The sequence below is a fragment of the Clostridium sp. D46t1_190503_E9 genome, from assembly GCF_015555225.1.
In the GTDB taxonomy this organism is placed as follows: Bacteria; Bacillota; Clostridia; order Clostridiales; family Clostridiaceae; genus Clostridium.
The window spans coordinates 122,720-136,476 of sequence record NZ_JADNKB010000010.1 but is presented as its reverse complement, the minus strand read 5'-3'; the positions used below and the strand labels follow the sequence as shown (position 1 = coordinate 136,476).

The window sequence follows — 13,757 nt, the reverse complement described above, 5'->3', positions numbered from 1 at the left end:
AGTCATACTCCGCGGTTCCACTCTAATTGAACATAGTTCCACCTTAAAAATTCGCTATAAACGGCGATCCGTTAAAATACTACTTATATTTCACATTTTAAACTCCGAAGTGCAATTCATATATTACTTTGCTAAAGGATCTCAGCAATTCCTTCTCTCTGTAAGCATTATTAATATACTACTTTCTTCATCTTAGCTTTTCCTACTATTCCGATATGTTTAATTAAATTATACCCTCTTGGTTTTATTTGTCAATACGTATTATTTATTTCTACCATTTTATTTTTAACATTTTACCCCATTATTTTTTGTTTCTATATTTTTATTACTAATATTTTATTTCAATGTATGTTTATATAATTAAATTGTTCACGTGTATAGAATAAAAATTATAAAAAGCTATTTAAAGAAAAACTTTTTATAACTTAAACCCAAAATAAAAGAGCTGCCAAAAGGCAACTCTTTATTTTAAATTAATTGTTTTTATGGGATTAAAAATAAATCGATTAATCTTTTATCTTTTATTTCCTATAAATACTACTCCTAGAGTTCCTGGTCCACCATGAGTCCCTATTACTGCACCTATAGAATTAATGATAATATCTTTAACCTTAACTTCATCAAGTATCATTCTTTTTACATCTTCAGCATCTTCTAAACAATCTGCATGACATATAAATACTACTTGATCCTCCGGGTTTATTGCTTTTTCTTTTAATTGCTGAACTAAAGATTTTAAAGCTTTCTTTCTTCCCTTTATTTTATCTCCTGGTATAACTTTTCCATCATCATCTATTTTTAAAGTTGGTTTTATTCCAAGTAATCCTCCTACTGCTGCTACTGTACCTGAAATTCGTCCACCTCTTTTTAAGTGATTTAAATCATCTACAGTAATTGCATGAATAACTTTCTTTTTAATAGATTCTATATACTCTACAATTTCATTAATATCTATATTATTTTTTATCATTTCATTTGCTTTATAAACTAAAGAACCTTCTCCAAGAGATACACTTAATGAATCAATAACTTTTATATTCGCCTCTGGATATTCTTCTAAAATCATCTCTTTAGCAGTATAAGCACTATTATAAGTTCCACTTAGTGCCGAAGATAATCCTATATAAATTATCGACTCTCCTTGCTCTACATACTTCTTAAATACTTCTAAAAAAGTTCCAACATTTACTTGAGTCGTAGATGGCATTGCACCTTCTTTTATCATTTTATAAAAATCTTGGTGCTTTAAAGTTTGTCCTAGATCATCAGGTATAAATTCTCCATTTATATTAACCATAAGTGGTACTACTTCTATATTGTTTTGTTTAATATAATCTAAAGGCAAATCACATGCTGAATCAGTTATAAGTCTAACTTTCATAATATTCAACTCCTACAATTACTTTCGTTTTAGTAATTGATATTATACATTCAAATTTTTTCATTGTCAAATCCTTTGAATATCAAAATATTCTATAGATATATATTACCTTTATTGTCAACCCAAAAGTAAGTCAGTAAAGGATGATATACATCTCTAATATACTAAACAATATAATTCGTTAGCCCTTAAATTTGCAAATTTCTTATGTATTTTAAATTAAATAAACTATGCATACATAATAACAATAATTAATAAAAATTTTTTAATTACTAAACAGTTCCTTACTTAGATTAGTGCTAAAATTCGTCCCATGTTGTCTTAACTTATTACTAAACATTATAATTTTCTTTTCTGGTTCAGTATAAGGAATTCTAAAAGGATGATTATAATGCATATAATTTACTATATTTGTTCCAGCTAAAGATTCTTGAGTAATATCTATTTTATAGAAAATATACCCTCTTTGTTTTTGAGATTTATAAGGATAATTTATAGCACCTGTAATTTTTTCTTCTTGCCTTTCATCTCCAAATATATCCCTACTTGTAACCATTCCACCATTTAACCTAGGTATTTCAGCTGAATAATTAACCCCATCTTTTTCATATAATAATCTTCCATTTATAACTTTTAAAGGTCTTGTGTTACTTATATCAAAACCATCTTGCCAATAAGGTCCTTCTTCCCCCCAGTTAAAATATTCAATTGCATACATTTCATTACCATAAAGTTCAAAAAATATAGTTGTTACTTGAACATCAATTCCAAAATCATTTAAAATAGAATTAAATTTTAAATCTTCACTAAAAGTTTCAATATTTATTAAATTTTTAAGTTTACTAATATCCTCGTCTTCTATATCCTTAACAATTTCTATTGGGACGCCTTTATCAATCAGCGTATTTCTAAATCCAAATTCCTTAACAGAAATAACCTCACTTGAATCTAGACTAATATGATTAGAAAATACACAACAAACTCCAACTACAAAAGTAGAAAATAGCATATATGTATAAGTAAGCTTTTTCTTATTAAGTATTTCAATCTTCCTCGAATCTATGTAAATAATAGCTTCAATGTCGTAACTTAATTTATATAAGGATTTAAATATATAAAAGTAATAAATAATTATTGGAATAGATATAACCCAAATTTGTCCTAATTCTGTTAATGCACAAATAATAATTACAATTCTCCAAATAATTATCCTTAAAATAATATCTTTTTTTAAGATAACTCCTGATTCCTGAAAAATTTTCTTTAAACCTAATCTAAAAATAACAAGAAAACTTAATTGAAAAACTGTAGATACAAATGCTAATATACCAATACCTTTAACGTTAACATTTAATGGTGTATTTAAATATATCAAATTTAACACTCGAAATATCATATTTATTATGGAAAAGATCCAAGCTAAGTTAAGAGATTTATTTTCCTTTCGCAAGTTGTGAAATCCAATATATAAAAGTACTGCTCCTATACACGGTAAAATATATTGTAAATAAAAAAAATCAAAAGTAATTAAAGTAAACATGAAGCCAATTGTAATATTTTTCATAGATTCATACCAGAAGCTTTTTAAATTTGATTCTTCTAAAACTATTGATTCACCCTTAAAATATTGCTCTATAAATTTCGTTTTTCCCATCTCCTTTATTTCTAAATTTCATGATTAATATAATTCCAAATAGTATTCTTTTAGAATCTATCACTCAAAATTAATTATATCATATTTATACCAAATATTGTTTTATTATCCAGATAACTTACTTATTTATATTTAATTATGTATAAATTTAAATTGTTTTTGCTAATAGAAATTTAGAATGCAGGGATACTTTCATATAATAATTAATAATGGAAAATATCATAGAGCTTTTAAAAGATATGGTTACAAAAATTAACGTAACTGATTCAATAATTGATTCCACCTTAAGACTACCTACTGAAGAAATACCTTTTTATTGCTTTGATAACACTCTATAAATTTGACTTCTTAAATTTTAACAAAAGTAAAAGGACACTCCTTTATAGTGAGTGTCCTTTTACTTTTTATTCTTATTACTTATTTACTATTAAACATTCTCCAGTCATTTCTTCTGGTTTTGAAAGACCCATTTCATTTAACATAGTAGGAGCTATATCTGCTAGCTTACCTTCTTTTAATGTTCTTCCTTCAGTTCTGTTTGAAACCCAAATGAATGGAACTGGATCTGTAGTATGTGCTGTAAATGGATTTCCTGTTGAGAAATCTATCATAGTTTCTGCATTACCGTGGTCAGCAGTTATAAATAAAGTTCCGTCTTTTTCTAGAATCTTATTTGCAACCTTTCCTAAGCATTCATCTACAACTTCAATAGCTTTTACAGCTGCTTCCATTACTCCTGTATGTCCAACCATATCTGGGTTAGCATAGTTTAGAATAATCATATCATACTTATCTTCATTAATTCTATTAATTAATTCTTCTGTTACTTCATAAGCACTCATTTCTGGTTTTAAGTCATAAGTAGCAACCTTAGGTGATGCTATAAGAGCTCTATCTTCACCTGGATTTTCCTTTTCAACTCCACCATTAAAGAAAAATGTAACGTGAGCATATTTTTCTGTTTCTGCAATTCTTAATTGATTTAAGCCATGATTTGAAACATATTCTCCTAAAGTATTGTTGATGCTTTCTGGTCTATATGCAACATTAACTCCTTCTAAAGTTTTATCATATTGAGTCATTGTTACAAATGTTAAGTTTAAAGTTTCTCTTTTAAATCCTGCAAACTCTTTATCATTTATTGCTCTAGTTATTTCTCTAGCTCTATCTGGTCTAAAGTTAAAGAATATTACTGAATCTCCATTTTTAATCATTCCATTTGAATCTACAACAGCAGGTAATACAAACTCATCTGTTTTATTATCGTGGTATGATTTTTCTATTGCTTCTACTGCTGAAGCTGCAATTTCACCTTTTCCAAGTACCATTGCATTGTAAGCAAGTTCAACTCTTTCCCATCTATTATCTCTATCCATTGCATAGTATCTTCCTGCAACAGTAGCTATCTTACCTACACCAATTTCCTTCATGTAGTTTTCTAGTTCTATTATAAAATCTTTTCCTGATGATGGTGGAACGTCTCTTCCATCCATGAAGCAGTGAACATATACATTTTGTAATCCAGCTTCTTTAGCTAGCTTTAATAATCCTTTTAAGTGATCTATATGTGAGTGAACTCCACCATCTGATAATAATCCCATTAAGTGAAGTGCTGCATTATTTTCTTTAGCATTGTTAACAGCAAGAGTTAATGCATCATTTTTGAAGAATCCACCTTCACTAATTTCTTTAGTTATTCTAGTTAATTCTTGGTATATAATTCTTCCTGCACCTATATTTAAATGACCAACTTCTGAGTTACCCATTTGTCCATCTGGTAATCCAACATATAATCCACTAGCTTGTAATTGAGTGTGTGGATATTTTTCCATTAATCCACTAAAGTTTGGTTTATTAGCTGCTTCAACAGCATTTCCATCTGACTTTGGAGCTATTCCAAAGCCATCTAATATCATTAACATTACAGGTTTCTTCGCCATAATTCCCTCCAAATTTTTATCAAAATCTATATTTGACAATATTCTAATATTATCTTTCTTAATTTATATCTATATTATACTATAATTAGTGACTTTAAACAATAAAAGCACCGACTAGGTAAACCTTTGCAGAAAATTATTTTAATCCGTAAAAAGCATATTATAGAAAACTTTCTAAAAATTTAAAATTTTGTTGCTATATAATATTTTATTCTCTTTATATTAGATAGAGAGTTATTTACTTTTAATGAAATCCGTATTTATATTAATGATATAGAGATATATTACATTTATTTCCCCATTATTATAAGCTCTGAAATTGCAAATTCCTCTTTATTATTAAACTCTATAATAATTTCCTTTGTATTAGCCTCATCAAAAGAAATTATAGTAGCTTCTCCAGGTAATTTGGATAAATTAGAATCTATCCCTTTAAAAACTTTATCTTTTGAAACCTCTATTTTCTTTATATCCGGTCTTTTGCTTTCTTCAATATTACCATATATAAGTATATCTGTAGCTTTTATTTCCTCTTTCAATTTTATAATTAGTTTACTTTTTCCCTTACCGGTCCATTCATAATTTTCAAAATTCTTATGGTAAACTATTTCTCCATCGTATAATAGTTTTACATCTTTTTCTGATTGACCTTCTACTTCTATAGATTCTATTAAATCATTTAGATTATTGCTGCTTCCAGTTCCTGATGGTAAAGGTTGAGGTGTTACGCTTGGACCATTGATATACATTGTTCCATCATCTCTAAATCCTATTTTATCTATATTTATTGTTCTTCTACTACCTCCAGCTTCTGGATCCATATGTGTATGATACACTGAATATATTTCCTTCTCATCTTTTGATTTTATAACAGAATTATGACCTGAACCTGAAACATGAGTCCACTCTATTTCGCTTGTTAATACTGGATTATTTTCATATTTTTCAAATGGTCCTAATGGATTATCAGAAACAGCATACCCTAAAGAATATAATTTATCCCAGTATGGATAAGCAGAGTACATTAAATAATATTTATTATTTTCTTTTAAAATTGTTGGCCCTTCATTCCAAGCCCATTCTCCAGGGATATCTTCCCACACCTGCTCTGGAGTAGTTAGTGATACTGGGTCTCCTTTAAAAGTTACCATATCATCATTTAATTCTGCGCCATATATTTGACTAACATTTTTACCATTTACGACATTTGTTGAACAATCTTTAACATAATAAAGATACATTTTATTATCATCCATAAGTATATTAGCATCAATAACAGCAAATTCTTCCCCTATTATAGGTCTATTTGTTATATCTTCAAAAGGTCCATATGGTTTATCACTAACAGCAACCCCTAATCCAAGATTTTTTGTTTCCTTATCTCTAGCAGTATAGTACAAATAATACTTACCATTTTTATAATATACCTCAGGAGCCCAATAATCTCTATTGGACCAACTTTCCCTCTTAGCCATATATGCAACTCCAACTTCTTTCCAAGTAATTAAATCATCTGATTCCCAAGTTAGATATCCAGATGCTTGAATTCTATCACTTGTTCCGTATGCATAATATTTTCCCTCTTCAGTCCTTAACACAAAAGGATCTGCTATTAAATCTATATTTTGTGGATTTGTATAAAACTTACTTTTGTCATAATTATCAACTGTAACCTGTGTAAACTCATTACTGCTTTTTTCACAACTAATTAAATTTCCAAACATTCCTCCAATCATACAAGTTACTAATATTTTTCTATATTTTTTCATTTTTACCTCCACAACTATTATTTATATATGTTAAGCTATATAAATATTGCTTCTCTCACCCTTAAGAGATACTGTAAAAATTCTATTATTTAATTTTTAAGTTTTTAATATAAATCTTTGAGCTATCTCCTCTAAATCCGATTTTTCCGTGAGTATATATATCCATATCATCATAAGATAGCACTTCCTTATCATTAAGCTTAACAATTATTGTATTTTCTTTAATGGATATTTCAAAGTTGTTGAATTCTTTTGGATTTATTTTAACTTCCTTGCTTATCAATTCTCCTCTTCCGTAATTTAATTTATACAATGTTAATTTTTCTTCTTGAACTTGTAGATAATATCCAAATAAAGAATCACTCACTTGCTCTTTATATACAGATTCATTTGTTGCATTAAAGTAAATTCCAACATCATTAATTACATTCCCTAGAGCAAAATCAACAGATAATGACTGAATTTTATATTCATCATTTCCATAAAAAGCTCTATTTATTTCATCTCCCATGTTTTCAGTTGCATCATTTAAACTTGTCCATCCCGATATTAAATTCCATTCAGTATCGCTTGGTACTTTGTATAAATTATTTTCATACTTTACCTTTGTATTAACCTTGTAAATATCTAGACTTTCAATATTTAGTGCACCTTCTCTTAACTTTAACTCTATTTGATGATAACCCTTAGTTAATTTCATTTCTCCTAAATTTCTTTTAAACCACTCATTGCCATTTTCATTTCCATCTATAGTACCTGTTAAGGCTTTTTTCCCGTCAACTAGTACATCTACTTTCCCATTTATATCAGCGCTCTTTACGATTGCATCCACTCCGTAGTTGTAACCTTCTTTTATATTTACGTTATATATTACTGATTTACCTTTTTCATTTAATGTAATTGCCGAAATATTATCTTTATAGTCTACTGTAGGTATTTCATAATCACTTCCATTATAGTGCACTGTATCTATAACACCTGGAATAGGTTTAACAGTCTTACTATCACTTGTCCCAAATGATTCATTAGTAAATGCTAAAAATGAATAATTTGCTGAATCATTTTCGTATTTATACCCGATTGCACCTTCTTTAAATCCACTATTAGTAGTTAATACCTTTATATTATCTATAAGTATTTCCATTTTATCTTCTTTATTTTTTATCCTTATAGTATGCATTTTACTGAAATCAAATTTATATGGTAACGTATTCTCACTAATCAATGATTCATTGCCATTTTCTATTGATTTCATATACACTTTATTAGCCTTGATATCTATATTAATTTCTCCATAATTTTTACTGTCTTTATATGACGTAACTATACACACATTGCCATCTTTTACATCTGAAAAAGAAAATTCAGCTGTAAATGTATCACCGGTTTCATCATTTGAAACAATAAATTTTTCTTCTCCTTCATTTATATTTTTCATTTTATTATCTATATCATTATTTACCCATGTATAAAATTGAGGCATATTAGGACTTGGTTGTTTAAAATTCGTAGGTCCAAAAACAGACATTTTCTCACCATTAAAAGCTAACCTATCTATATTCAACTTTCTTAGTGGAAAGCCTTTTTGACCCACTAAATTATGATATGCTATATAATAAGAATCTAAATCTGGACCTAAAACACTCGAGCTGTGTCCTAATGCATTAAATTCTTCTGAAGTATTAATTAATATAGGATTATTAATTCCTTCTTTATAGCCAGTAACAGGAGATTCCATTGATGTTGAGTAATTAACTCTATATCCAGTACTTTTAACATGATTCCCTGTATAAGTCATATAATATATGTCATCTCTTTTTATAACACTAGGGCCCTCTGTCCACCAATTCATAAATGTATTATCAACGACTTTATTTTCTTCTACTTCAGTTGGAGATTTCATAGGTGCTGCTATTATACCCTTAGGTGATGCATAATAAAAATACCACTTAGCATCATCATCTATAAAAACACTACCGTCTATACTCATACCAATATTATCTGATATTAATTTAAATGGACCTGTAGGCGAATCACTTTGTAATACATAATGTCCTTTACCAGCTGGAGAAGTATACATATAAAAATATCCATCCCAATATATCACTTCTGGAGCATATGCACCTAAAGTTTTCTTTTCATTTGTGACTAGTCCCTCATAGTTCCAATCCACTAAATTATCCGAACTCCAACATTTTACTCCTACATTATAATCATGAGTCGATACGTATAAATAATATCTTCCATCATACCTTAAGATATATGGATCCCCTATTCCATACTCATCTTCCCATTCATCCTCTAAAGTAAAACTATTTAAATATTCATTTTCTACGTTAATATTATTCTTATTATCTGCATATTTTGATGTACATCCTGTCATTAGCACTGTTGTAATCAACAAACTCATAGTTAACCTCCTCATAATCTCCTCCATATAAACTATTATTTTTCATCTATATTTTTAAGAATAATAAGAACACTAATGCTACTAGTAGTAGGAATTCAGATCACTCTGAAAATCTCCTTAATAAAATAGCATTAACTATTATTCATATCAATATAATCACTCTTACCACTTCCACTTTGATAGCTATTTCAGAAATACAAAAAGCCAGATATGTTTTAAATACATCTTTCAATATATTTTTATACACTCTAGCTATGACTTTAAGTAAAAAGTCTCAAAAACTGATTATTATGAGCTATTATAATTAAAATTACTAATATCCATATAAATAAATCTATACTTTTATATCTCATAGTTGCTCTTAATTACTTTTTAGTTTACTGATCCATTATTAATTTTTAAAATAGCTTTATTTTTAGATAACATAATTACTCCTGAAACCATAAATATAATTGCTGAAATGAAATCCATAAAGAAGTAAGAAATTATTGAACAAACAATAAACCAAATTCCTTTCCCTTTTTCAATCATATTATTTTTAGTTTTTTTATAAATACACAAATTTATTAATCCCATAGCTATAAATAGAAATCCTATAGTAGTTGTCACTATATAAACATTATCTAATAGTAATTGAATAGATGTAATATCCATTTGCGAAATATCTTCTAGTCCTACTCCTTTAGTTTTTATATACGTTGCATAAATAAATATAGTAGTTATTCCAGATAGTATTTGCCATATTGAACCTATAAGAATCATATTTCTTTCAAGATTTCTATTTAATACTTTCATAATTATGCCTCCAATTTCCAATATATAGATTAGTGTAATTAGTATTTATAAACACTAATTACACTAACTTATCTTAAATAGATATTAACTTTACTTAATATCAGGTGTCCATTTCCCTTCATTTATTGCCTTTATAATACTTAAGTCTACTTTTGGCTCTCTAGCATAAGTTAGTAAGCCATTTATTTCTTGTTCTACATCAGTTACTTGAGTATAACAAAATCCTTGAATTAATTTCGATTTTAGCATTGGAGATATTACGTTATAATATCTTAAAATGAAATCTTCATCGGATGTTGCTGCGGAATATCCCCAGCCTTCCCATTCACTTTTTTGATAAGAAATTCCACCCATTTCTGAAATAATTATAGGTTGTCCTTCATATCCCCATTCTTTAGCAAACATACCTCTTCCAGAGTGTTTTGTCTTTAGGATATTATCTAAGCAAGAATATCTCTCTGTTAAAACTTCATTTCTATATTCATAATCATGAATTGTAAGAAGATCTGTTTTTGTATGTTCCCATCCATCATTAGAAATAACAGCTCTTGTTTGATCTAAAGACTTTGTTAACCAATACATAGCAGCTGAATGAGCCTGCTGATCTTTATTATTCATTATTGAATCTACACCCCAAGACTCATTTAGAGGAGTCCATGCAACTATTGAAGGATGATTATAATCTCTTTCTATCATTTCAATCCACTCATTATTTAACATCTTAACATATCTTCTTGAATAAACATATGCATTAGCCATTTCTCCCCAAACTAGTAAACCTAATTTATCTGCCCAATATAAAAATCTTGGATCTTCTATCTTTTGATGTTTTCTCACACCATTGAATCCCATTTCCTTGCATAATTTGATATCTTTAACGAAATCTTCATCTGTTGGTGCTGTAAGTAATGATTCTTCCCAATATCCTTGATCTAGTAATAATTTTTGGTAATAAGGTCTATTATTTAGCATAAAGACCCCATCTACTATCTCTACTTTTCTTAATCCAAAATATGATTTAACTGTATCAATGATAGCATTTTTCTTGTAAACACTAAACTTAATATCAAATAATATTGGGTTTTCTGGACTCCAAGCCAAGGATTCATGATGATTCCAATCTAATGTTAATTCTTGATTTAATCCAAAAGCTCTCTTTTCTCTTCTACTCATTAAAGCTATTCTATCATTAACTACTACTGTGTCTTTAACTGATATTTCTACCCCTAATGAAGTTTCAGTAATATCACCTTCAAATTCATATTCAACTAAAACTGTCTTTTTATCTAAATCAGGAGTAAGCCACACTTTTTTCAAATACGTTTCACTTACAGGCTCTATCCAAACAGATTGCCAAACTCCTGTTGTTCTAGTATAGAATATTCCATGTGATTCTTTTCTCCAAAATTGTTTTCCTCTTGGTAGTTCTAAATCAGTTGCATAATCCTCAACTCTTAGAACAATTAAATTATCTTTTTCTTTTATAACACTTGTTATATCTACCGAAAAAGGTACATGTCCACCTTCATGTGTAAATAAATGCTCACCATTTACCCATAAATCTGTTTTATAATCAACAGCGCCAAAATGTAATATATTACTTTTATTTTTCATAACTTCATCTAAGTCAAAACTTTTTGAATACCATACTATATCATGAAATTCCTTAATATTTATTCCTGAAAGCTCAGTCTGATAAGCGTAAGGAACTAATATACTCTTACCTAGTTTGGGATTCTTGTGCCACTCATCCTTTATTCCTATATTATTATCATCAAAATCAAATCCCCACTCCCCATTTAAATTGATCCAATCTTCTCTTACGAATTGTGGACGTGGATATTCATTTCTTGGTATATTAACTGTCATATCTATTCCTCCTAAATTTTAACCTTTAACTCCTGATTGTAAAGACAATCCTTCCATAAAATACTTTTGTGCTACTAAATATAATAATAAAGTAGGTAAAATTGCTAATACTGTTACAGCCATTAAATGAGCTACTTTTATACTAAATCCTACTTGTAATGTTCTTAATCCTGCAGTCAATGTTAATTTCGCTGTATCATTCATAATAATTGTTGGCCATAAGAAATCATTCCATGAACCTGTAAATGAGAATAATCCAACTATTATTAATATTGGCTTACATAATGGCAATATAATCCTAGTATAGATTTTCCATGTACTTGCACCATCAACTCTTGCTGACTCATCATATTCTTTTGGAATACCCATCATAAATTGCCTAATTAAAAATATATTAACGACACCTCCAAGTCCAGGAAATATTAATGCCCATAATGTATTTACCCAATTTAAGGTATCCATTATTTTATATAAAGGAATCAAATTTACAACTGATGGAAACATCATTGTCATTAATAAAAATCCAAAAATCGCATTTTTCCCTTTAAATTCTAATCTTGAATATGCATAAGCTGCCATTGAGCTAATTAACACTGCCAAAATTGTATGTGTTACAGAAACAAAAAGTGAGTTACCAAACCACTTAATTATTGGTGTAACTGTTGTATCTGATAATACATCAATATAGTTTTCAACTACCCACTTTGCAGGTAAGAGACTAAATCCAGTTGTTTGTACTTCTACTTCAGACTTAAATGATGTCAAAATAGACCAAACTAATGGCGTAATCCATACTATAGCAAGCACTAAAACTAATAAAAAGCATGCTATTTTTCTATAATTAAACTTTTTCTTTTTTAGTTTATGCTCCATATTATTTTCCTCCTTCACTTAAGTTATAGGTAGCACTGGCAGTTTTCCTTTTAGCTTTATTTAATTTCTTATTCATTTTTCTTTGCTTTTTAGCTAAAACTTCATCTTTATCTCTTGATATAATTGATTGTAAAATACAAATAAATAAAATACATATACCAAGCATTACAGCCATTGCTGAAGCCATACCTGCTAATGAACTTCCTTGTCCAAATCCTAATTCTCTTATGTACATTAATAGAACTCTATTAGCTCCATTTGGTCCACCATTATTGAACATAAGAGGTTGTCCATATATATTAAATTGTGCAATAGTTGTCATAACTAACGTATATAAAATTTGATTTTTTATTGATGGAAGAGTAATTTTAAAGAATTGTTTTAAGGTTCCAGCTCCATCTATAGATGCTGCCTCATAATAATCAGTAGGTACACTTGCAATAGCTGCTTGATATATTACCATATTACTACCAATACACCACCAAACAGTTATTATAATTAGTGCTATCCAATACCAAGGGAAAGTACTCCCCCAGTTTACATCTGATTTAGTAATATTATTAACTAGTCCAAAAGTTTTATTAAACATAAAATTCCATGCTAACATTACTGCTGAAATAGAAAGTAATCCTGGAACATAAAATACAGATTGAAAAAATTTATAACCTTTAGGCTTAGTATTTAAAAGAACAGCGAATAATAATGGAATTGCTATACAGAAAGGAATTGTTAAAACTGAAAAAGTAAAAGTATTTTTCAATCCATTCCAAAACTGTTCATAAAAAACAGAGTCGCTATTCACTAATATTTCATAGTAATTCTTGAAACCTACCCATTGCGGTGCTGAGTATATATCCCATTTAGTAAATGAAACATATATTCCAACCACAGCTGGAATTAAAAAGAATAGAACAAAAAGAATTAAATGTGGTGCTATAAATGAATATGGTGCTAAATCTCTCTTTTTACTCATATTTACCTCCTTTAGGATATTTTATTTAGGATCTTTAGTTATAATATTAGCTAAAGATCCTAATTGTTTAACTATTATGCACTTTTAATTAAG

The 13,757-nt window shown here is 28.4% G+C and carries 9 protein-coding genes and 1 other annotated feature (1 of these 10 cut by a window edge); all 9 genes read right to left on the bottom strand.

The genetic code is table 11. The features are described from left to right. Positions 1-203 (bottom strand) — a binding site (T-box leader) (it extends 11 nt beyond the left edge of the window). 311 nt (positions 204-514) lie between these two features. Continuing rightward, positions 515-1,381, bottom strand: a complete 867-nt coding sequence (locus tag I2E83_RS12805; protein ID WP_195430155.1) for a DegV family protein — start codon at positions 1,379-1,381, stop codon at positions 515-517. Between the two features lie 265 nt (positions 1,382-1,646). Beyond that, positions 1,647-3,035: a hypothetical protein gene (locus I2E83_RS12800; protein WP_142418740.1), complete on the bottom strand. Its 1,389-nt coding sequence runs from the start codon at positions 3,033-3,035 to the stop codon at positions 1,647-1,649. 413 nt (positions 3,036-3,448) lie between these two features. Next, on the bottom strand, positions 3,449-4,975 hold the full coding sequence (gene gpmI, locus I2E83_RS12795; protein ID WP_097033113.1) for a 2,3-bisphosphoglycerate-independent phosphoglycerate mutase: 1,527 nt from the start codon (positions 4,973-4,975) through the stop codon (positions 3,449-3,451). Positions 4,976-5,265: 290 nt separating this feature from the next. Further along, positions 5,266-6,744, bottom strand: coding sequence for a glycoside hydrolase family 43 protein (locus I2E83_RS12790; protein ID WP_195430153.1), 1,479 nt, complete (start codon positions 6,742-6,744; stop codon positions 5,266-5,268). Positions 6,745-6,829: 85 nt separating this feature from the next. Next, a complete protein-coding gene (locus I2E83_RS12785) occupies positions 6,830-9,154 on the bottom strand; it encodes a family 43 glycosylhydrolase (RefSeq protein WP_195430151.1) in 2,325 nt (774 codons plus the stop codon). A gap of 372 nt (positions 9,155-9,526) precedes the next feature. Next, on the bottom strand, positions 9,527-9,949 hold the full coding sequence (locus tag I2E83_RS12780; protein ID WP_195430148.1) for a hypothetical protein: 423 nt from the start codon (positions 9,947-9,949) through the stop codon (positions 9,527-9,529). Positions 9,950-10,039: 90 nt separating this feature from the next. After that, positions 10,040-11,818: a sugar-binding domain-containing protein gene (locus I2E83_RS12775; RefSeq protein WP_195430145.1), complete on the bottom strand. Its 1,779-nt coding sequence runs from the start codon at positions 11,816-11,818 to the stop codon at positions 10,040-10,042. Between the two features lie 18 nt (positions 11,819-11,836). Continuing rightward, positions 11,837-12,691, bottom strand: coding sequence for a carbohydrate ABC transporter permease (locus I2E83_RS12770; protein ID WP_195430142.1), 855 nt, complete (start codon positions 12,689-12,691; stop codon positions 11,837-11,839). 1 nt (position 12,692) lies between these two features. Beyond that, positions 12,693-13,664, bottom strand: coding sequence for a sugar ABC transporter permease (locus I2E83_RS12765; protein WP_195430139.1), 972 nt, complete (start codon positions 13,662-13,664; stop codon positions 12,693-12,695). Between the last annotated feature and the right edge of the window lie 93 nt (positions 13,665-13,757).